Origin of the sequence: Enterobacter sp. NFIX58 (assembly GCF_900110475.1) — a bacterium.
GTDB classification, from domain to species: domain Bacteria; phylum Pseudomonadota; class Gammaproteobacteria; order Enterobacterales; family Enterobacteriaceae; genus Enterobacter; species Enterobacter quasiroggenkampii.
In genome coordinates this window covers 879,708-901,207 of record NZ_FODW01000001.1, presented here as the reverse complement: position 1 = coordinate 901,207, position 21,500 = coordinate 879,708, and the positions used below count along the sequence as shown (strand labels likewise).

At 56.7% G+C, this 21,500-nt stretch carries 22 protein-coding genes; 7 read left to right on the top strand and 15 right to left on the bottom strand.

The window, feature by feature from the left end; genetic code table 11:
- Positions 1 to 162 precede the first annotated feature (162 nt).
- From anmK to pdxY, 5 genes are all read left to right on the top strand, one after another.
- Positions 163 to 1,287, top strand: a complete 1,125-nt coding sequence (gene anmK / locus BMW97_RS04350) for an anhydro-N-acetylmuramic acid kinase (RefSeq protein WP_045910332.1) — start codon at positions 163 to 165, stop codon at positions 1,285 to 1,287.
- 93 nt (positions 1,288 to 1,380) lie between these two features.
- The gene (mliC, locus tag BMW97_RS04345) at positions 1,381 to 1,704 is read left to right on the top strand and encodes a C-type lysozyme inhibitor (protein ID WP_025758348.1); all 324 of its coding nucleotides are present in this window, start codon (positions 1,381 to 1,383) and stop codon (positions 1,702 to 1,704) included.
- A gap of 57 nt (positions 1,705 to 1,761) precedes the next feature.
- Positions 1,762 to 2,418, top strand: coding sequence for a pyridoxamine 5'-phosphate oxidase (pdxH, locus tag BMW97_RS04340; protein ID WP_008500575.1), 657 nt, complete (start codon positions 1,762 to 1,764; stop codon positions 2,416 to 2,418).
- A 125-nt stretch (positions 2,419 to 2,543) separates the two neighbouring features.
- Positions 2,544 to 3,818: a tyrosine--tRNA ligase gene (gene tyrS, locus BMW97_RS04335; RefSeq protein ID WP_008500574.1), complete on the top strand. Its 1,275-nt coding sequence runs from the start codon at positions 2,544 to 2,546 to the stop codon at positions 3,816 to 3,818.
- 66 nt (positions 3,819 to 3,884) lie between these two features.
- Positions 3,885 to 4,745 (top strand): pyridoxal kinase PdxY, encoded by an 861-nt coding sequence (gene pdxY / locus BMW97_RS04330; protein ID WP_045910613.1) that lies wholly within the window; start codon positions 3,885 to 3,887, stop codon positions 4,743 to 4,745.
- 77 nt (positions 4,746 to 4,822) lie between these two features.
- Here pdxY and gstA read toward each other — a convergent pair whose 3' ends face one another.
- From gstA to blr, 12 genes are all read right to left on the bottom strand, one after another.
- Complete coding sequence (gene gstA / locus BMW97_RS04325; protein WP_025758353.1) at positions 4,823 to 5,428, bottom strand: glutathione transferase GstA; 606 nt, start codon at positions 5,426 to 5,428, stop codon at positions 4,823 to 4,825.
- 105 nt (positions 5,429 to 5,533) lie between these two features.
- Positions 5,534 to 7,042, bottom strand: a complete 1,509-nt coding sequence (dtpA, locus tag BMW97_RS04320; protein WP_045910333.1) for a dipeptide/tripeptide permease DtpA — start codon at positions 7,040 to 7,042, stop codon at positions 5,534 to 5,536.
- A gap of 591 nt (positions 7,043 to 7,633) precedes the next feature.
- Positions 7,634 to 8,269 (bottom strand): endonuclease III, encoded by a 636-nt coding sequence (nth, locus tag BMW97_RS04315; RefSeq protein WP_008500570.1) that lies wholly within the window; start codon positions 8,267 to 8,269, stop codon positions 7,634 to 7,636.
- The gene (locus BMW97_RS04310; protein WP_008500569.1) at positions 8,266 to 8,952 is read right to left on the bottom strand and encodes an electron transport complex subunit E; all 687 of its coding nucleotides are present in this window, start codon (positions 8,950 to 8,952) and stop codon (positions 8,266 to 8,268) included. The genes nth and BMW97_RS04310 overlap by 4 nt, the downstream gene beginning before the upstream one ends.
- A 2-nt stretch (positions 8,953 to 8,954) precedes the next feature.
- Positions 8,955 to 9,575, bottom strand: a complete 621-nt coding sequence (rsxG, locus tag BMW97_RS04305; protein WP_045261492.1) for an electron transport complex subunit RsxG — start codon at positions 9,573 to 9,575, stop codon at positions 8,955 to 8,957.
- A 10-nt stretch (positions 9,576 to 9,585) separates the two neighbouring features.
- On the bottom strand, positions 9,586 to 10,638 hold the full coding sequence (rsxD, locus tag BMW97_RS04300; protein WP_045910334.1) for an electron transport complex subunit RsxD: 1,053 nt from the start codon (positions 10,636 to 10,638) through the stop codon (positions 9,586 to 9,588).
- Positions 10,639 to 12,660: an electron transport complex subunit RsxC gene (gene rsxC / locus BMW97_RS04295; RefSeq protein ID WP_045910335.1), complete on the bottom strand. Its 2,022-nt coding sequence runs from the start codon at positions 12,658 to 12,660 to the stop codon at positions 10,639 to 10,641.
- Positions 12,653 to 13,231, bottom strand: a complete 579-nt coding sequence (rsxB, locus tag BMW97_RS04290) for an electron transport complex subunit RsxB (protein ID WP_032651615.1) — start codon at positions 13,229 to 13,231, stop codon at positions 12,653 to 12,655. Before rsxB ends, rsxC begins: the two co-directional genes overlap by 8 nt.
- A complete protein-coding gene (gene rsxA, locus BMW97_RS04285) occupies positions 13,231 to 13,812 on the bottom strand; it encodes an electron transport complex subunit RsxA (RefSeq protein ID WP_008500564.1) in 582 nt (193 codons plus the stop codon). Before rsxA ends, rsxB begins: the two co-directional genes overlap by 1 nt.
- 76 nt (positions 13,813 to 13,888) lie before the next feature.
- On the bottom strand, positions 13,889 to 14,329 hold the full coding sequence (locus BMW97_RS04280; RefSeq protein WP_045910336.1) for a DUF2569 domain-containing protein: 441 nt from the start codon (positions 14,327 to 14,329) through the stop codon (positions 13,889 to 13,891).
- Between the two features lie 86 nt (positions 14,330 to 14,415).
- Positions 14,416 to 14,631 (bottom strand): transcription modulator YdgT, encoded by a 216-nt coding sequence (gene ydgT / locus BMW97_RS04275; RefSeq protein WP_013096896.1) that lies wholly within the window; start codon positions 14,629 to 14,631, stop codon positions 14,416 to 14,418.
- 231 nt (positions 14,632 to 14,862) lie between these two features.
- Positions 14,863 to 14,988 carry a division septum protein Blr gene (gene blr / locus BMW97_RS04270; protein ID WP_168112406.1) on the bottom strand — a complete coding sequence of 42 codons (126 nt, stop codon included), beginning with the start codon at positions 14,986 to 14,988 and terminating at the stop codon, positions 14,863 to 14,865.
- A gap of 243 nt (positions 14,989 to 15,231) precedes the next feature.
- On the opposite strand from blr, the gene BMW97_RS04265 reads away from it, so the two are divergent.
- Positions 15,232 to 16,272, top strand: coding sequence for an oxidoreductase (locus BMW97_RS04265; RefSeq protein WP_045910337.1), 1,041 nt, complete (start codon positions 15,232 to 15,234; stop codon positions 16,270 to 16,272).
- A gap of 54 nt (positions 16,273 to 16,326) precedes the next feature.
- On the opposite strand, the gene add is transcribed toward BMW97_RS04265, so the two are convergent.
- From add to malX, 3 genes are all read right to left on the bottom strand, one after another.
- Positions 16,327 to 17,328, bottom strand: a complete 1,002-nt coding sequence (add, locus tag BMW97_RS04260; protein WP_023343982.1) for an adenosine deaminase — start codon at positions 17,326 to 17,328, stop codon at positions 16,327 to 16,329.
- Between the two features lie 96 nt (positions 17,329 to 17,424).
- Positions 17,425 to 18,597 carry a MalY/PatB family protein gene (locus BMW97_RS04255; protein ID WP_045910338.1) on the bottom strand — a complete coding sequence of 391 codons (1,173 nt, stop codon included), beginning with the start codon at positions 18,595 to 18,597 and terminating at the stop codon, positions 17,425 to 17,427.
- A 48-nt stretch (positions 18,598 to 18,645) separates the two neighbouring features.
- Complete coding sequence (gene malX, locus BMW97_RS04250) at positions 18,646 to 20,238, bottom strand: maltose/glucose-specific PTS transporter subunit IIBC (RefSeq protein ID WP_045910339.1); 1,593 nt, start codon at positions 20,236 to 20,238, stop codon at positions 18,646 to 18,648.
- 179 nt (positions 20,239 to 20,417) lie between these two features.
- Here malX and BMW97_RS04245 point away from each other — a divergent pair, with 179 nt between their 5' ends.
- Positions 20,418 to 21,446, top strand: a complete 1,029-nt coding sequence (locus BMW97_RS04245; RefSeq protein ID WP_045910340.1) for a Mal regulon transcriptional regulator MalI — start codon at positions 20,418 to 20,420, stop codon at positions 21,444 to 21,446.
- The last annotated feature ends 54 nt before the right edge of the window (positions 21,447 to 21,500 follow it).

Genomic DNA, 21,500 nt, shown 5'->3' with positions numbered 1-21,500 from the left:
AACAATAGGAAAATTGTACTTGAATTTGACTTAACGAGACATAAACAGGATCCGCCCGCGCTACCCGTCTGACATTGTTAAAAAATATTATTGCCGGATGGCAAAGCGACGCCGTTTATGGTTGAGTGGATATCCTTAGCCCACGCAACGTAAGGAAAGCGCATGAAATCGGGTCGCTACATTGGTGTGATGTCAGGCACCAGTCTGGATGGGGTAGATGTCGTTCTGGCCGCCATTGATGAAAACATGGTGGCACAGCAGGCGAGCCTGACCTGGCCAATCCCCATTTCACTGAAAGAGGATATTCTCAGTATCTGTCAGGGGCAGCAGCTGACCCTTTCCCAGCTTGGACAGCTGGATGTCCGCCTCGGGGCGCTGTTTGCGGATGCGGTGCAGGCTTTGATGCAAAAAGAACATCTTCGCCCGCAGGATGTGGTCGCCATCGGGTGTCACGGACAAACGGTCTGGCATGAGCCCATCGGAGAGGCTCCGCATACTCTGCAAATCGGCGATAACAACCAGATTGTGGCGAAGACGGGCGTCACGGTGGTCGGCGATTTCCGTCGTCGCGATATTGCCCTTGGCGGACAGGGCGCACCGCTGGTGCCCGCGTTTCATCAGGCGCTACTGGCGCACCCTTCAGAACGGCGTATGGTGCTCAACATTGGTGGGATCGCCAATCTGTCGATGCTTATCCCCGGGCAGCCGGTCCGCGGCTACGATACCGGCCCGGGCAATATGTTAATGGATGCCTGGATCTGGCGACAGTGCGGTCAACCTTATGATAAAAACGCGGAGTGGGCGAGCGAGGGTAAGGTGATTATCCCGCTGTTGCAGTCCATGCTGAGCGATCCTTATTTTGCTTTACCGGCACCGAAAAGCACGGGGCGTGAATACTTCAACTTTGGCTGGCTTGAGCGCCAGCTGGCGTCATTCCCGGCACTCGCGCCGCAGGATGTTCAGGCGACGCTTGCCGAGCTTACGGCCGTGTCGATTTCCGAACAGGTGCTCCTCAGCGGCGGATGTGAACGCCTGCTGGTGTGCGGCGGGGGAAGCCGTAACCCGCTGGTGATGGCGCGTCTTGCCGGGCTGCTGCCGGGCACCGAAGTGTCGACGACCGATGAGGCTGGCATCAGCGGTGATGATATGGAGGCGCTGGCCTTCGCCTGGCTTGCCTGGCGCACCATTGCCGGGCTGCCGGGCAACTTACCGTCGGTAACCGGCGCGCGCGAGGCGAGCGTCCTTGGGGCGATTTTCCCGGCAAATCCGCGTCATAATCAGAGTTAACTGAAATTCAGCGCGGCGCGTCGTCGTTAAAATGGAACGAAACAGGGGGGCAGCCATGCCCTCCAGGACCAGGAAAGTCTTCGGAATACGCCCATGAAAAAACTTCTTCTTATTGCCGCCCCTTTGTTGCTGTCAGGATGCAGCGTCTACAACCAGCTCCTTGAGCGCATGCAGACCGATACGCTTGAGTATCGCTGCGACGAAAAACCGCTGACCGTGAAGCTGAACAATCCACGCCAGGAAGCCAGTTTTGTTTATGACAATAAACTGCTGACGCTGAAGCAGGGCATTTCAGCCTCGGGCGCGCGTTACACCGACGGTATCTATGTCTTCTGGTCGAAAGGCGACAGCGCCACGGTCTACAAACGTGACCGTATTGTGCTGAACAATTGCCAGCTCGAAAATCCGAAGCGTTGAGATTTTTACAGGGGCGGCGCACAATAGCGCCACCCACTCTCAATGTCAGCTAACGCCATGTCAGATAACGACGAACTGCAGCAAATTGCGCATCTGCGCCGTGAATACACCAAAGGCGGCCTGCGTCGCCAGGATCTTCCCGCTGAACCCCTCGTTCTTTTTGAACGCTGGCTGAAACAGGCCTGCGAAGCGAAACTTGCCGACCCCACGGCCATGGTCGTCGCGACGGTGGATGAAAATGGTCAACCCTATCAGCGCATCGTATTGCTCAAGCATTATGACGAGAAAGGACTGGTGTTCTACACCAACCTTGGCAGCCGCAAAGCACACCATCTGGAAAACAATCCGCGTATCAGCCTGCTGTTCCCCTGGCACATGCTGGAACGTCAGGTCATGGTGACCGGCAAAGCGGAACGTCTCTCGACGCTGGAAGTGGTGAAGTATTTCCACAGCCGCCCGCGTGACAGCCAGATTGGTGCCTGGGTATCAAAACAGTCCAGCCGCATTTCCGCCCGCGGGGTGCTGGAAAGTAAATTCCTCGAGCTGAAGCAGAAGTTCCAGCAGGGCGAAATCCCGCTGCCGAGCTTCTGGGGTGGTTTCCGCATCCCGATTGAGCAAATCGAGTTCTGGCAGGGGGGCGAACATCGCCTGCACGACCGCTTTTTATACCAGCGCGAGAATGGCGGCTGGAAAATCGACAGACTGGCGCCGTAATCCCCGAAATTTGTTGATTTAAGCGCTAGCGCACACCGCGCTTGCGCTTTATTCTATGGTCCTTTCGCATCAGGCGAAAAGTCGTGTACCGGCAAAGGTGCAGTCGTTTATACATGGAGAATTTGATGGCAAGCAGTAACTTGATTAAACAATTGCAAGAGCGGGGCCTCGTGGCCCAGGTGACGGACGAGGAAGCGTTAGCAGAGCGACTGGCGCAAGGCCCGATCGCGCTCTATTGCGGCTTCGATCCCACCGCTGACAGCTTGCATTTGGGGCATCTTGTTCCATTGTTATGCCTGAAACGCTTCCAGATGGCGGGCCATAAGCCTGTTGCCCTGGTGGGCGGCGCGACCGGTCTGATTGGTGACCCAAGCTTTAAAGCCGCTGAGCGTAAACTGAACACCGAAGATACCGTGCAGGAGTGGGTCGATAAGATCCGCAAACAGGTTGCACCGTTCCTCGACTTCAACTGTGGCGATAACGCCGCGATTGCCGCGAACAACTACGACTGGTTTGGCAGCATGAACGTGCTGACCTTCCTGCGTGACATCGGTAAGCACTTCTCTGTTAACCAGATGATTAACAAAGAGGCCGTGAAGCAGCGTCTGAACCGTGACGACCAGGGTATCTCCTTCACCGAGTTCTCCTACAACCTGCTGCAGGGCTATGACTTTGCCTGCCTGAACAAACTGCACGGTGTTTCCCTGCAGATTGGCGGTTCTGACCAGTGGGGTAATATCACCTCCGGTATCGACCTGACCCGTCGCCTGCACCAGAATCAGGTGTTTGGTCTGACCGTTCCGCTGATCACCAAAGCAGACGGCACCAAATTCGGCAAGACGGAAGGCGGTGCGGTATGGCTCGATCCGAAGAAAACCAGCCCGTACAAATTCTACCAGTTCTGGATCAACACGGCGGACGCCGATGTTTACCGCTTCCTGAAGTTCTTCACCTTTATGGATATTGAAGACATCAACGCGCTGGAAGAAGAAGACAAGAACAGCGGTAAAGCGCCGCGCGCGCAGTACGTGCTGGCGGATGAAGTGACCAAATTGGTTCACGGTGAAGAAGGTCTGGCCGCGGCAAAACGCATTACCGCTAGCCTGTTTAACGGTACCCTGAGCGATCTGAGCGAAGCGGACTTCGAACAGCTGGCGCAGGACGGCGTGCCAATGGTTGAGATGGAGAAAGGGGCTGACCTGATGCAGGCGCTGGTGGACTCTGAACTCCAGCCTTCACGCGGTCAGGCGCGTAAAACCATCGCGTCCAATGCCATCACCATCAACGGTGAAAAGCAGGCCGACCCGGAATACACCTTTGTTGACGGCGACCGTCTGTATGGCCGCTACACCCTGCTGCGTCGCGGTAAGAAAAACTACTGCCTTGTCTGCTGGAAATAAGTCACAGTCTCCAGGGGCGTGGGAAACCACGCCCCTTTTGTTTTTTCAGGGTTGGGTAAGCATAAAATGAAGAACATCCTCGCCATTCAGTCCCACGTTGTTTTTGGACATGCTGGCAACAGCGCAGCGGAATTCCCGATGCGCCGCCTCGGCGCCAACGTCTGGCCCCTCAATACCGTTCAGTTTTCCAACCACACGCAGTACGGCAAATGGACCGGCTGCGTAATGCCGCCTTCACACCTCACCGAGGTGGTGCAGGGCATTGCCGATATCGGCCAGCTCAAGCGCTGTGACGCCGTACTGAGCGGTTATCTTGGTTCCGCGGAGCAGGGGGAGCATATCCTCGGCATCGTACGCCAGGTGAAGGCCGCTAACCCGTCGGCAAAATATTTCTGCGACCCCGTCATGGGCCATCCGGAGAAAGGCTGTATCGTGGCGCCAGGCGTGGCAGAATTCCACGTTCGTCATGCGCTGCCCGCCAGCGATATCATTGCGCCAAACCTGGTTGAACTGGAAATTCTCTGCGAGCATCCGGTTAACAGCGTAGAAGAGGCCGTAAGCGCTTCCCGCGAGCTGATCGCGCAGGGGCCTGAGGTTGTGCTGGTAAAACACCTCGCGCGCGCAGGGCTAAGTCAGGATCGCTTTGAGATGCTGCTGGTGACGAAAGAGGATGCCTGGCACATCAGCCGTCCGCTGGTGGATTTTGGGCAGCGTCAGCCGGTGGGCGTGGGGGATGTGACCAGCGGCCTGCTGCTGGTGAAATTACTGCAAGGGGCAACGCTGCGCGATGCGCTGGAGCATGTTACTGCGGCAGTGTACGAAATTATGACGGCGACGAAAGAGATGCAGGAATATGAGCTGCAGGTGGTCGCAGCACAGGATCGAATCGCGAAGCCGGAGCACTATTTCAGCGCAACCCAGCTTTAAACGATGCCGGGTGGCGCTGCGCTTACCCGGCTTACAACACCCGTAGGCCCGTGCAAGCGAAGCGCCGCCGGGCGATATTAGCTAAGCCCTTCCGCTTTCAGCGCCGCAGCCACCGCAGGACGCTCTGCCACACGCTTCATATAAGATGCAATGTGGTCTAACCCTTCCAGATTCAGCTTAACCGCACGCGCCCAGCGCAGCACGGTGAACAGGTACGCATCGGCAATCGTGAAGCGCGACCCGCCAATCCACTGCTCGTCTTTCAGCGATTCGTTAACGTACTGCAGCTTTTTCTCCAGCAGGGCGCGCAGGGTAGGTTTAAACTCTTCCGGCGTATCCGGGCGGAACAGGGGGGTAAAGCCTTTGTGCAGCTCGGTGGCAATGTAGTTCAGCCACTCCAGCGTTTTATAGCGAGAAATGGTACTGACCGGGGCCAGCAGCTGGCGATCGGGCACACTATCGGCCAGGAACTGCATAATCGCCACGCCTTCGGTCAGCAGAGTACCGTCATCCAGCAGGAGCGCCGGAACTTGTCCTTTCGGGTTAATGGCAAGAAAATCATCGCCGTTTTCCAGACGTTTTTTCATCAGATCAACGCCATCCAGCGTGAAATCTTTGCCGCTCTCGCGCAGGGTGATATGGGAAGCAAGAGAGCACGCGCCCGGTTTGTAGAACAGTTTCATCGGTAACTCCTTTTCGCTGAGGTTTCAGCTATGTTAGTGCGCAAACGGATAAAAAAAAAGCCGCTAATCAATTAGCGGCTTCTGGTCAGTCGTTTCTCACGGATATCACGCGGTAGCGGTTTTGGTCGCCTTAGCGGTCTTGTCGTCGTCCTGAGTCATTCGATTCAGTTTCGGTGCAGTCAGCAGCATCAGAGCGGCAATAACGGCAGTCGCGATACCAATCTGCATGAACACGGTACCGTAGACGTTCAGAGAAACCAGTGGGTCAGTGACGTTTTCCGGTACGGCCATCAGGTTCGCAATCTTGCCTGCGATAATGGCTGCACCCGCAGTCGTCAGGAACCAGCTACCCATAATGAAGCCCATCAGACGCTGTGGCACCAGCTGTGCAACCATCGCCAGACCCAGACCGGAGATCATCAGTTCGCCGATAGACTGCAGCGCGTAGCTCAGGATCAGCCAGTTAACGGATACGATACCGGCGTCGGTAGCAAATTTGGTACCCAGCGGCAGCACCAGGAACGCGCCGGAGCACAGCACCATACCGATAGCGAACTTGTGCGGCATTGGCAGACGGTCGCCCATCTTGTTATAGATAGCGGCCAGAATTGGGCTACCAATCATGATCCAGAACGGGTTCAGCGCCTGATACTGCTCCGGCTCGAACGCAATACCCAGGATGGAGTGCTCAACGTTACGAATGGCGAAGAAGTTCAGAGAGGTTGGCATCTGGCTGTACAGTACGAAGAAGATAATCGCTTCCAGCATCAGAATGAACGCCACGATCATCTTACGGCGGGCAGCACCCTGCATAGCGAATGCTTCTTTCGCAAAGATGACCACGATACCCAGCGCGACCACGCCCAGAACGGCACGTGCGATGCCCTGGTTGTGCAGCAGCCAGGTGGCGATCGCCGCCAGGGCAACAACGCCCACAATGGTCGCCAGCAGTTTGCCCATATGCACAGGCTCGAAGTCCGGTTTTGAACCGTAGTTTTTAACCCAGCTGCGGCAGAACAGGAAGTTCACCACGGTGATCAGCATACCGACGAAGCTCAGCGCAAACGCCACGCTCCAGCCGAATTTTGCTGCAAGCCATGGGGTGGCCAGCATTGAGAAGAACGAACCGATGTTGATGGACATGTAGTACATGGTAAATGCACCGTCCAGACGCGGATCGTCTTTGCTGTAGCAGGTAGAGAGCAGGGAGGACGGGTTCGCTTTGAACAGACCGTTACCGACGGCAATCGTCGCCATACCCATATACACGACAGCGGCATCGTGCCCTGACCATGCAACCAGACCATAGCCAATTGCCAGGACAATGGCGCCCAGCATGATGACACGTTTAGTGCCGAGGACTTTATCGCCCAGCCAGCCGCCAATCGCGACCAGACCGTACACCAGAGCACTGAAGGAGGAGAACAGCGTGATGGAATCGGCTTCGGACATACCCAGCTGTTTCACCAGGTAAACTGCCATGATCCCTTGCAGGCCGTAATAACCAAAACGCTCCCATAACTCGATAGAGAAGATGAGATAGAACGCTTTTGGTTGTTTAAAAGCGTTAAGACTCACGCTTTCATCTGTTGGTTTATTGTTTGCAGTAGACACATATACCTCTTTTTTTACATCCCATATTAACGGGGGTGTTCATAGCGTGATGGCCGTAGTCCATACGCCTTATAGTTATATTGGGAGGAGAAACGGCGGGTAATGTTCACTATCCTGCCCCATCTGGCAATACGTTTGTAATAATCTGTTACATATATCTGGGGTGGTATAATCGTCGGTTCATACAAATGTTATTCAGCGTTAAATTTTATACGATGTGTAAAGGTAGTTTTTTCGACTGGCAGAGACCCGTCAGGACCGGTGTTTGGCGATATGTTCTGCTATTTGCCGTCTCTGGCAGTGATATAGCCCAAATTCTGAAAAATAGCTGGTCTTATCGTCGGTAAAAAAAGAAGAGTGTCTTGTCAGACAAAGGCTTTAGCTCGATTTTGACAACAAAAAAACAACATGAAGTTATCAGGGTGATCGCGATCACAGATGTATAGAAATTTTCGGCTATGAAAAAAGTATTAACCTGTTTGAGCGTTAAAGCACCGAACAAGTGACAGCCTGGGGGAGACGAAAGGCGAACAAATAGCGGCCAAAAGAAGCGTGCACCATCACCCTTCTTTTGGTGTGGGGTTTTGTGGTTCAGGGATATACTTTTTCTTTGTATTCGCAGAGATCTTCAATAATGCAGGAGCCGCAGCGAGGCTTACGGGCAATACACGTGTAACGGCCGTGCAGAATCAGCCAGTGATGGCAATCAACCTTAAATTCAGCCGGAACCACTTTAAGCAGCTTCTCTTCGACCTGCTCGACATTTTTCCCCGGCGCAAAGTTGGTCCGGTTAGACACGCGAAATATATGCGTATCGACGGCGATAGTAGGCCAGCCAAACGCGGTATTGAGCACCACGTTCGCGGTTTTACGACCTACGCCCGGTAAGGCTTCCAGCGCAGCACGGTCTTCCGGCACTTCGCCTCCGTGCTGTTCCAGCAGGATCCGGCAGGTCTTAATGACGTTCTCGGCTTTGCTGTTAAACAGGCCGATGGTTTTGATATACGACTTCACGCCTTCCACGCCCAGCTCCAGCATGGCCTTCGGCGTATTGGCGACCGGATAGAGCAGGGCGGTGGCTTTATTGACGCTCACGTCGGTCGCCTGTGCAGAGAGCAACACCGCGATCAGCAGCTCAAACGGGGAGGTAAAATTCAGCTCCGTCGTCGGGTGCGGGTTCTCGTCCCGCAGACGGGTCAGGATCGCAATGCGCTTTTCTTTATTCATGAGGCCTTCTCGGGTGTCCCTTCCAGAACGCTGCGCTCAGCCGCGCGGCGCTTACGTTTCTCATCAATCAGGTATTTTATCGCCAGCATCATGCCAAGGCCAATAAACGCACCAGGCGGCAGCATCGCCAACAGGAATGGCGTATCGGTGTGGAACACTTCAATGCGCAGCGCTTTGGCCCAGCCGCCCAGCAGCGCATCTGCGCCGTCAAACAGCGTACCGTTGCCGAGGATTTCACGCAGGGATCCCAGCACGAACATGGCGCACGTGGCGCCCATGCCAATGGAAAAACCATCCAGCGCCGACATGGCCGGACTGTTTTTCACCGCGAAGGCTTCCGCACGCCCGACCACGATACAGTTGGTGACGATAAGGGGAATAAAGATCCCGAGCGACTGGTACAGACCGAACGCGTAGGCGTTAATCAGCATCTGAACAATACTGACCACCGACGCAATGATCATGACGTAAATGGGAATTCGAATTTCCGACGGCGTCCAGCGGCGCAGGGCAGAGATGGAGAGGTTGGTCAGGGTCAATACCAGCGTGGTTGCCAGACCCAGACCGAGCGCGTTGGTGGCGGTGGATGTCACCGCCAGCAGTGGGCACATGCCCAGAAGCTGAACCAGCGCGGAGTTGTTCTTCCACAACCCCTGGACAATGACCTCTTTAACCTGGCTCATGATTACTCCTCACAGGCCGGAAGATTGTTGATTTGCGCGGGCAGCGTTTCAGCATACAGCCCGGCTCGTTTTACGGCATTCACCACCGCACGTGGGGTGATGGTCGCACCGGTGAACTGGTCAAACTCGCCGCCATCTTTCTTCACCGCAAACGCGGTGTCATCTTCACCATGGATCACTTTACCGGCAAAGTGCAAAATCCAGTCGCTCAGACGGGTTTCAATTTTATCGCCAAGACCCGGCGTTTCATGGTGTTCCGTCACGCGGGTGCCCAGTATGGTGCCGGAGAAATCGCTGCCCACAAGCAGCTGAATGGCACCGGAATAGCCATCAGGCGCCGTCGCTTCCATCACTGCGCCGACCGGTTTATCCCCTTTGCGGGCAATAAAGAGGCGGTGCGGGCCTTTCCCAAGCTGCGGCGCGTCTACCACAAAGCAGCTTTTTTGCAGGTCGTTATCGTAGAAGTCGGACGGGATCACCTGATCGAACAGCGCCTTTTGCTGCTTCGAGGCCTGCTCTTCGATGGTCGTTTTGGTCAGCGCATTAACCAGCGCCGTCAGCCCTGTCAGGACCGCGGCGAAGACAGCCAGCGTGACGCCGTGTTTCTGCATCGTTTTTAACATGGCGAAACCCTTAACGATGACCGTACACGCGTGGACGCGTGTAATAGTCGATGAGCGGAACGGTAATGTTGGCGAGCAGGACGGCAAAAGCCACGCCGTCCGGGTAGCCACCAAAGCTGCGAATGAGCCAGACCAGCAGGCCTGCCAGCGCGCCGAAGATCAGGCGTCCGCGGTTAGTCGTTGAGGCCGTCACCGGATCCGTCAGGATAAAGAAGGCACCCAGCATGGTCGCGCCGGAGAACAGGTGCATCTGCGGGCTGGCCAGTGATTCAGGAGAGAATACCCAGCCCAGCGTGGCGCAGACCGCCAGCGTCACGAGGAAGCTGACCGGAATATGCCAGCGGATGGCTTTCTGCTGCAGCAGGAACAGGCCGCCCAGCAGATACGCCAGGTTGACCCACTGCCAGCCGGCACCCGCCAGCACGCCGCTGTAGATCGCCGATTTCATGATCTGCTCAACGCTGTGCCCGGCATGCAGGGACGTTTTAAAGGTATCAAGCGGCGTCGCCTGGCTGATACCGTCCACGCCCATACGCAGCGCGTTCATATCGGCACCGAGTGCCGTATGGCCGGTAAAGATCACGTGCAGAGCATCCATGAAGCCCGGAACCGTGGCCGCAATCTCGTGCGGTGGCAGCCAGCTGGTCATCTGTACCGGGAAGGAGATCAGCAGCACCACGTAGCCAATCATCGCCGGGTTAAACGGGTTATGGCCCAGTCCACCATACAGCTGTTTGGCAATGATCACGGCAAATACGGTGCCGAGGATCACCATCCACCACGGGGCAAACGGCGGGATACTGATAGCCAGCAGCAGGCCGGTCAGCAACGCGGAGTTATCGGCAAGAATGCGGGAGACCGCTGCCTTGCGCAGCTTAAGCACAAGCGCTTCCGCCGCCAGGGCGCTGGCGCAGCCCAGGATTATCTGGAACAGGGTTCCCCAGCCGAAAAACCAGCACTGAACGGCAATGCCCGGCAGCGCCGCCAGGCAGACCAGCATCATGATGCGCGATGTCTGGCGCTGATTGTGGGTGTAAGGGGAGCTTGCGATTCTGAAAACCATTTAATCCTCGTTAACTGCTTGCTGTGCGGCTTTCTTTGCCTGAACGCGCGCAATGGCGGCGGCGACGGCGGCTTTGCGCGGGTCATCGTTGGCGGCCTGCGGTTGTTCATCCTGCTGCGCCGCTTTGCGCGCTTTAGCGCGGGCAATCGCCGCTTCGACGGCGGCTTTACGCGGGTCGACCGGCGCTTCGGGTTCTGCGGTTTGCGTCTGCTGTGCCGCCTTGCGCGCTTTGGCACGGGCAATCGCCGCCTCAACGGCCGCTTTGCGAGGGTCGACAGCGTCCTGCTCGACCACCACATTCTGCTCACCGGCTTTGCGTGCTTTGGCGCGGGCTATTGCCGCTTCAACGGCGGCTTTGCGTGGGTCAACCTCAGCATCCGCCTGGGGCGTTTGCGCTTTTTCTGCCTGACGGGCGCGGGCCTGAGCTTTACGCGCTTCACGCGCAGCAATCGCTTCGCTGTTGTCCGGCTTCTCGCCGGCCGGGATCACCACGGGCTGCGCCGCAGTGGCTTTTTTCTCGCGAACGCGCGCCAGTGCGGCGTTAATCGCATCCTGATCTTTCTCGCCAGGCTGAACGGCGGCCTGCTTATGGCGCTCCTGACGGGCAATTTTTTCGCGTTCCAGTCGCGCCTGACGTGCTTCAAAGCGCGCTTTGGCTTCTGCTGCGCGTTTTTCTTCCATGGAAATGGCATAAATTTCCGCCTTCTCCTGGCGGAAATACTGCACCAGAGGAATGTTGCTAGGGCAGACCCAGGCGCAGGCGCCGCATTCGATACAGTCGGCCAGGTTATGGGCTTTCGCCTTGTCGTGCAGTTGGCCTTTGCTGTACCAGTACAGCTGCTGCGGAAGCAGATCCGCCGGGCAGGCGTCGGCACAGGCGCTGCAGCGAATACAGCCTTTTTCTTCCTGCTCTTCACCCATCTCGGTCGGAGAAGGGGCGAGCAGGCAGTTGGTGATTTTGACTACCGGCACATCGAGCCACGGCAAGGTAAAGCCCATCAGCGGACCGCCCATGATCACCATCTGGTCGCTTGACGGGCAAAACTCAGCCTGCTCCAGCAGGTGACGCACCGGCGTACCCAGACGCGCCCAGACGTTGCCCGGACGAGAGACCGCTTCCCCGGTCAGCGTTACCACGCGCTCGGTCAGCGGCTCGCCGTCGATTACCGCGCGCTTCACGGCGTACGCGGTGCCGACGTTCTGCATCAGCACGCCAATATCCGAAGAGCGTCCGCCGTGCGGAACCTGCTTACCGGTGAGAATTTGCGTCAGCTGTTTAGCACCACCAGAGGGGTACTTAGTCGGGATAACGCGCAGGCTAATATCGTGGCTACCGGCCAGCACGGCGCGCAGCATTGAGATAGCCTGCGGTTTATTGTCTTCGATACCGATCAGCACTTCCCGCGGCTGCAGAATGTGCGCGAGGATGCGGATGCCTTCCACCACCTGGGCGGCGCAGTCCTGCATCAGACGATCGTCGGCGGTGATGTACGGTTCGCATTCGGCGGCGTTGATAATCAGCGTCTGAATATTATCGCCACCGCCGCGCAGTTTGACGCCGGTCGGGAAGCCTGCGCCGCCGAGACCGGCAACGCCGAACTGATGAATGCGCTCGATGAGCGCTTCGCGGCTATGGGAGCGGTAGTCGCTCCAGCCGTCACGGTCGATCCAGCGGTCTTCGCCGTCGGCTTCAATCATCACGCTCAGCTCTGAGAGCGCTGACGGATGGGCCACCGTATGGGGCGCGATGGCGACCACCTTACCGGAGGTGGGGGCGTGCACCGGCAGCATACGTCCACGACCAAAGGTCAGGGGCTGACCGCGAAGGACGGTATCGCCTTCTTTCACGCACAGCTCACCCTCCGCGCCGATGTGCTGCTTGAGCGGTATAACGAAACGGGTCGCCAGCGGAATTTGACGCAGCGGCGTGCCGTTAGACTGGGTTTTCATCTCCGGTGGGTGAATACCCCCGTCAAAGTCCCAAATCTTCTCTTTTCTGAAAGCAGAAAATAACTTAAGCATGTTGTTCCACAGGAATATTGCGAACCGGAATGGTTTGAAGATCCCACTTCCAGCTTTCGGTAGTCGTTTCAACCGGGCGCAGCTCGATACATTGCGTCGGGCAGGGTGCTACGCAGAGGTTACAGCCGGTGCACAGGTCCGCCACCACGGTGTGCATGGCGCGCGTTGCGCCAACAATGGCGTCGACCGGGCAGGCCTGAATACATTTGGTGCAGCCGATGCAGTTCGCTTCGTCGATCACGGCCAGCGCGCGGACCGGCTCCTGCACATCCGCATCGCCGTCAACAGGCTGCGGATCAACGTTTAGCAGGGCCGCAATTTTCAACATCACCGCTTCGCCACCGGGCGCACAGCGGTTAATTTTCTCACCCTGAACCCCTACCGCTTCGGCATAGGGGCGGCAGCCGGGATAGCCACACTGCCCGCACTGGCTTTGTGGCAGAAGCTCATCAATTTTCTCTACAACGGGATCGTCCTCTACCGCGAAACGGCGGGAGGCGTAACCCAGGATAAGGCCAAACACCAACCCCAGGACGCTGATAGAGGCGATGGCAATCCAGATAGCATTCATTACAACTTCACCAGACCACTAAAGCCCATAAAGGCCAGAGACATTAAACCCGCGGTCACCAGCGCAATCGCGTTACCGCGAAAGGGCGCAGGAATATCCGCTGCCGCCAGGCGCTCGCGAATAGAGGCAAACAGCACCATGACCAGCGAGAAACCGACGGCCGCAGAAAAACCATACAGCGCCGACTGCATAAAGTTATGGCCAAGGTTGATGTTCAGCAGCGCCACGCCGAGAACGGCGCAGTTGGTGGTGATCAACGGCAGGAATATACCCAGCAGGCGATAAAGCGCCGGGCTGGTTTTGCGTACCACCATTTCGGTAAATTGCACCACCACCGCGATAACCAGAATAAAAGCCAGCGTACGGAGATAGGTTAACCCCAGCGGAATGAGGATCCAGGTATCAATCCACCAGGCGCAGATGGACGCCAGCGTCATGACGAAGGTCGTCGCCAGCCCCATGCCCATTGCCGTTTCCAGTTTTTTGGAAACGCCCATAAACGGACACAGGCCAAGGAACTTCACCAGAACGAAGTTGTTAACCAGCACGGTGCCGACAAAGAGCAGTAAGTAATCGGTCATTATTTAGCCTGAAATAAAAAAGCCGCCTATTATCGGACAAACACACGCAGGCGACAACAGGTTATCTGTAGGGTTATTACGGGTTCACGAAGGTGTTTTTCACCCGTGTCGAACGCTTGAAGTAGGGCACCAGCAGCGCCGCGGCCAGCAACGGGAAAAGCAGCTGACGAACGGCCAGCGCGTCTGAAACGGGCGAAAAAGCAAATGCCTTCACCGCCAGCAGGACCGAAACCAGCAGCCAGATAATGTAGTGCTTAGGCACATTCTTACGGCGCTTAAAGAAGGCAATGGTCAGCCACAGCGTGTAGTACCACATCCCGATCGCGAAAACGAACGACACAAACCACAAAGCAATATTAAGCACGCTTTGCGACATCAGGGTCTGGATGGCGTGGGGGGTAATCAGTGCGGTGGTATAAAGCAGCAGCGCAAGTGATGCGCTTAATAAGGCAACCAGCAGCCATGCCAGTGGGGCGATTAACCAGCCTCCAATGCGTTCTCCAGGCGTTGCGGTCATGAACTCTCCCATAATCTGCGCGAAATGTTGTACAGCCAGTTGGCAGGGCGGAGAGTATATAACATTTCGCGCGGATGGCTACTTTCTTATAAAACGTAACGCCATACGGACTTAGGCACTTCGCCGACGTTGAACAAACGACCACCGGAGACCAGCTCCGCACGGCGATGGTCAGCGGCGCGATACATATTAATGATGTCCTGATTATCCGACAGGGTGTAGTTCAGATGGTCAAACAGTTTTTCCAGGCTCTCAAGCGAATTGATCTTGCGAAATTTTAATAAATAGTCCTGAACTGTCATATTAATAAGTTTCCATATAAAAGTGAGTAATACCAGTTAAGGTAATTCGTTCGAATAATAAACGGATTAATAAAGACGTAAACAGCCCACTCAGGTAACGCGACGAAATTAGGAGTTTTCTTTGCTGAAATTCAGGCATCAGACGATGCCTGGAAGAGAAGGTTAACCGTGTTCACCAGGGCTGGCAATAAGTAACTGACATATTATGTCACTCTTTATTGCAGTAACCGGTTACTTAGGTTGAGCGACGGTGACAGGCTCCGGCGGCTGGTAGTTATCGATATGGCTGGCAACGCCCAGCAAAATGACCGAAACCCCAAGGACAATCCATCCCGCTAATTCAATGATTCGATTAATAATTGACGTCATGATACGTAATTGTACTTTATCCATAAAGACAGGGCGCAAATGTTACAGCGACGTTTCCCTGACGGCAAGGGCTTTGGGAACGGTTCCCTTAAACAAAATCAGTAGGTTAATACTATGTAACAAAAACAATCCGTATAACCTGCTATTTTACGTCATAGGGCACATTATTAATCCGTGGTAATGCCAGGCTAGCCAGTGTGAAATAAGAACGTCATAACAGAGGATGGCACTATGAGTGATAATATCCGCGTTGGGCTTATCGGTTACGGGTACGCTAGCAAAACGTTTCATGCGCCTCTGATAGCCGGGACGCCGGGCATGGCGCTGGCGGCGGTATCCAGCAGCGACGCTACAAAAGTCCATGCCGACTGGCCTTCCGTGCCGGTTGTCTCAGAGCCGAAACATCTTTTCAACGATCCCAATATTGATTTAATCGTCATCCCCACGCCGAACGATACCCACTTTCCGCTGGCAAAGGCCGCGCTGGAAGCCGGGAAACATGTGGTTGTCGATAAACCCTTCACCGTGACACTGTCACAGGCACGCGAGCTGGATGCGCTGGCAAAGAGTCTGGGCAGGCTGCTGTCGGTGTTTCATAACCGCCGCTGGGACAGCGATTTTCTGACGGTAAAACGGCTTCTCAGTGAAGGCACGTTAGGGGAGATCCTCTTTTTTGAATCCCACTTTGACCGTTTTCGTCCGCAGGTACGAAACCGCTGGCGCGAGCAGGCCGGCCCTGGCAGCGGCATCTGGTATGATTTAGCCCCGCATCTGCTGGATCAGGCCGTCAATCTTTTTGGCCTTCCGGTGAGCATGACGGTCGATCTGGCCCAGCTCAGACCCGGGGCGCAGACAACCGATTACTTCCACGCGGTGCTCAGTTACCCGCAGCGGCGGATTGTGCTGCACGGTACGATGGTCGCGGCTGCAGAATCTGCCCGCTATATTATTCACGGCACGCGCGGGAGCTACGTGAAGTTTGGTCTCGACCCGCAGGAAGACAGGCTGAAAAACGGTGAGCGTCTGCCGCAGGAAGACTGGGGCTATGATATGCGCGACGGCGTTGTCACGCGGGTGGAAGGCGAGGAGCTGGTCGAAGAGACCTTGCTAACGATACCGGGTAACTATCCGGCGTATTATGCCGCTATCCGCGATGCGCTAAACGGCACGGGGGAGAACCCGGTTCCGGCCAGCCAGGCGATACAGATTATGGAGCTGATTGAGCTGGGCATCGAATCTGCCAAACATCGCGCCACGCTCTGCCTGGCATAGTTTTTTAATATTTTGTAGGCCGGGTAAGGCGTAGCCGCCACCCGGCAAAAGGGTTTACGCTGTTGCCACCTTATCCCGCAGCGCCTGCTTCTCAGCAGGCGTCAGGAAGGCAATTTCCAGCCCGTTAATCTGCGCCTGACGGATCTGCTCGCGGCTCAACCCCGCCTGCGGAGCTGCGATGTTGTACTCGTGGATGATATCCACGCCCTGAACCGCCGGATCGTCCGTATTCAGAGAGGCCAGCACGCCGTGTTCAAGGAACGTTTTCAGCGGGTGCTGCGACAGCGATGCTACGGTGCTGGTCTGAATGTTAGACGTCAGGCACGACTCAATCCCGATACGCTGCTCCGCCAGGAAATCCATCAGCGCGCGATCTTCGACCGCCTTCACGCCGTGACCAATACGCTCTGCGCCCAGCTCGCGGATGGCCTGCCAGATGCTTTCCGGGCCAGCCGCTTCACCCGCATGTACGGTGATGTGCCAGCCGGCATCGCGCGCGCGGTTGAAGTGGGAGAGAAACAGGCTACCCGGGAAGCCCAGTTCGTCACCGGCGAGGTCGACGGCGGTGATGGCATCACGATGGGCCAGCAGCGCCTCCAGCTCCTGCAGGCAGGCGGCTTCACCGAACGTACGGCTCATGATGCCGATCAGACGGGCCTGAACGTCGAAGGTTTTACACCCTTCGCGGACGCCTTCAATAACGGCTTCCACCACGCCTGCAACGGGCAGGTTGTGGGTCATCGCCATATAGCCCGGCGAGAAGCGCAGCTCGACGTAGTGCAGGCCGTTGCGGGCGGCATCTTCGATGTTCTCAAACGCCACGCGGCGGCAGGCATCCAGCGACGCCAGCATCTTCACGCCCCAGTCGAGTTTGCTCAGGAAGCTCACCAGGTCCGGTTCATTAGAGGTCACCTGTACGTGAGGGATCAAGGACTCAAGGGTCTGAGCAGGAAGCGTTAAATTGAACTGGCGGCCAAGATCGAGGATGGTTTGGGCACGAATGTTACCGTCAAGGTGACGATGAATATCAGTTAAAGGCAGGCGTGTATCAATCATGGTCGCACTCTTTTCTGGTTAAAGTGCGCCATATTATAAAAACAAAACGGGGTAAAAAGCTATTTGCGCAAGGGAATATTCCGTTGCGCAAGTTAATTACAGGAGCGTGTTAATCCCGGCGATGAGGCGTTGAACTCCTTGCTCAAGCTTGCTGCGGGGGCAGCCCGCATTTAAGCGCACGAAACCATTTCCCTCTTTCCCGTAGGTATATCCCGGCATAATGGCGACTTTTTGCTGCTCGATCAGCACTTTTTGCAGCGCCCGATCGTCAATGTTCAGCGGGCGCAGATCGATCCAGGCCAGATAGGTCGCTTCCGGTGGCAGCCAGTTCAGTTTCGGAAAAGCGCGGTTTACTTCCTGCGCAATATACGACAAATTCCCTTCGAGATAACCCCGCAGGGCATCCAGCCACGGCTCCCCCTGCTGGTAGGCGGCGATATGCGCCGTCAGCGCCAGCACGGAAGGGGAAGAGAGCCCGTCCCGTCCTTTTAGCGCGCTGAGATAGCCGTTACGGCTCTCTACATCGCCGATCAGGCCGTAAGCCCCCGTCAGCGCCGGAATGTTAAAGCTTTTCGAGCCGGAGGTCAGAAGCGCCCATTTGCCCCGAGCCACGGCGTTCCACGGCGTGTGACGATGTTCTCCCCACACCATGTCCATATGGATTTCATCGCTGATAACCGCCACGTCATAGCGTGCGCACAGTTCCGCCATGTGCGTCAGCTCATCCCGCGTCCAGACCTTGCCGGTCGGGTTCTGCGGGCTGCACAGCAACAAAATTTTGTTTTCCGGTTTCGCCAGCGCCGCTTCGAGGGCCGCCATACTGCCCTGCCAGCCTGCAGCCTGCTTTTCCATCTCAACCGCCACAACACGACGCGCGTTACCCTCTATGGCTTTATAAAACGCATCGTAAGCCGGGGTGTGCACCACCACGCCGTCGCCGGGGGTTGACCAGAGGCGTATCAGTTCAGAGACCATGTAGATGACTGACGGACCATAAACCACGCTTTCAGTATCAATCCGGCTGTTAAAACGCTGCTGGAACCAGTGCGCGACGGCGGCGAGAAACTCGTCGTTTTTCCAGCGGCTATAGCCAAACACGCCGTGACGAATGCGCTGATGCAGCGCGTCGATTATGCAGGGGGCGGTGGCGAAATCCATATCCGAGATGGTGAAGGGCAGCAGATCGTCCGCGCCAAAACGGTCGGCGACGTAGTCCCACTGCGTACACCAGGTGCCGTGTCGATCCACGACGGTGGAGAAATCAAACATGCTTTAATCCTTAACGTAAAACCCCCTCATGGTGAGGGGGCGGAGGCATCAGGCTTCTACTGTTCGCATCAGGGTTGCCAGCTCATCTTTCACTGACTGTACCTGCGGGCCGATAACCACCTGCAAATTGTGCTGATTTAACTGTACCACGCCGATGGCCCGGTTGGCTTTCAGGGCTTTGGTATCCACTTTTGACATATCCGCCACCGACAAACGCAGGCGGGTAATGCAGTTATCCAGCGAGGTGATGTTCTCCGCACCGCCCAGCGCCGCCAGAATGGCAGGGGTGTTGTAGCCGGATTTACCCACGGTACCGGCAACCGCCTGTTCCACGCTGGTGGCCGTATCGGTATCGCGGCCTGGCGTTTTCAGGTTAAAGCGGGTGATGGCGAAGCGGAAGATCCCGTAGTACACCACGAACCAGATTGCCGCCACGACCGGGACCAGATACCACTTGGTGGAGAGGCCGTGCAGGATCCCGAAGACCACGAAGTCAATCACGTTGCCGTCGGTGTTGCCGATGGTGACGCCAAGCACCGCCATCACGGTAAAGCCCAGACCGGTCAGCACAGCGTGAATCAGATACAGCACCGGCGCAACGAACAGGAACAGGAACTCGATAGGCTCGGTGGTCCCGCCCACGACGCAGGCGATCACGCCGGAAATCAGCAGGCCTTTAATTTTATGACGGTTTTCCGGACGCGCGCAGTGGTACATCGCCAGTGCGGCACCCGGCAGGCCGCCGAGGAAGGCCGGCATTTTACCCTGAGACAGGAAGCGGGTGGCGCTTTCGGAGAAGCCGTGTGTCGTCGGGCAGCTCAGCTGCGCCTGGAAGATGGTCAGCGCACCGCTCACGTCGTGACCGCACACCTCCATCGTCCCGCCCGCTTCGGTGAAGCGAATCAGGGCCACCAGGATGTGCTGCAGGCCAAACGGCAGGAGCAGACGCTCGCCGGTACCGAAGATCATCGGACCGAAATCTCCCGCGCCGTTGATGATGCGGCCAATGCCGTTGATGCCCATCGCGAAGACCGGCCAGATCAGCGGAATGATCAGACCAAACAGGCCCATCACCACCAGGGTGATAATCGGCACAAATCGGGTACCGCCGAAGAAGGCCAGGGCATCCGGCAGACGGATATTGTGGAAGCGCTCGTGCAGCATCCAGATAATCACCCCGGCGATCACCGCCCCGAGGATCCCGGTATCAATAGACTGGATACCAATCACGCTCTGAATGTTGTTAGCTTTCAGCACGGCAGCGTCGGTGGTCGGCAGAATGCCTTTCGCGGTCAGCCAGAAGTTAACCGCGAGGTTCATCACCGCGTAACCCACAAAACCGGCAAACGCCGCGACGCCTTTGTTCTCGCGGGCCAGGCCCAGCGGGATAGCAATACAGAACATCACGGGCAGGAAACTAAACGCGAAGGAGCCGACTTTACTCATCCAGATAAAGATCGCCTGCAGCACGGGGGTGCCGAGGAACGGGATCAGCGTGATGACGTCTTTACTGCTGAGGGAGCTGCCGATACCCAGCATGATCCCGCAGAACGAGAGGAGTGCCACGGGCAGCATAAAGGTTTTACCCAGTTGCTGGAAAAATTCCCACAGCGATATTTTTTGTGCTGCTTTCGCCGTCATAAAACGACTCCTTTATTGTTAAAATCAGTTTGTCTGCTTCAATGCTGCGAGAAGATAAAACGTTTTATCAAAGTTTAGTGCGCGCTAAATCACATTCTCAGGCTTTGACTGGTAGTATAAAGATAACGTATTGATAAAACGTTTTACCGATCTCATTTTTCAGGGAGTCACTCCAGGACATGGCTGTAGCGAAGAAAGTCACCATCAACGATGTCGCGCTGGCGGCGGGGGTTTCCGTCAGCACCGTTTCTCTGGTACTGAGCGGAAAAGGGCGCATCTCTCCCGCGACCGGTCAGCGGGTGAACGAGGCGGTTGAACAGTTGGGCTTTGTGCGTAACCGCCAGGCGTCGGCGCTGCGTGGTGGGCAAAGCGGGGTGATTGGCCTGATTGTTCGTGACCTGACGTCACCGTTCTATGCGGAGTTAACCGCCGGCTTAACCGAAGCGCTTGAAGCGCAGGGGCGGATGGTCTTTCTGCTGCATGGCGGTCGCGAGGCCGATCAGCTGCTTTCCCGGCTCGATATGCTGCTGAACCAGGGGGTGGACGGGGTGATCGTCGCCGGAGCATCGGGCGTGGGCAGTGAACTGTGCGAGCGCGCCGCCGAAAAAGGCGTGCCGCTGGTGTTTGCCTCGCGCGCCAGCTACCTCGACGAAGCCGATACGTTGCGCCCGGATAACATGCAGGCCGCGCAAATGCTGACCGAGCATCTTATTCGTCGTGGGCATCAGCGCATTGCCTGGCTGGGCGGTAAAAGCTCGTCCCTTACCCGCGCCGAGCGGGTCGGCGGCTATTGTGCGACGCTGATTAAATACGGCCTGCCGTTCCACAGCGAGTGGGTTGTTGAGTGTGAGTCCAGCCAGAAGATGGCGGCGGAAGCGATAGGCGCGCTGCTGCGAAGCAGCCCGACCATCAGCGCTGTCATTTGTTATAACGATGTGATCGCCATGGGCGCCTGGTTTGGCCTGATCCGCGCCGGGCGTCAGAGCGGCGAGGGCGGGGTGGAAACCTTTTTCGGCCACCAGGTGGCGCTGGGGGCGTTCGCCGACGTTGGAGAAAACGCCCTCGACGACCTGCCGATCGTCTGGGCCACTACCCCTGCGCGCGAGATGGGTTACACCCTGGCGGACAGAATCATGCAGCGTATCGACAATGCGGATGTGCAGGCCGGGCACCAGATTGTGGCGGCGCGGTTAGTGAAGGTGAAATAATATCGCCCGGCGGCGGTGCGCTTGCACGGGCCTACAACGGCTCTGAATCGTAGG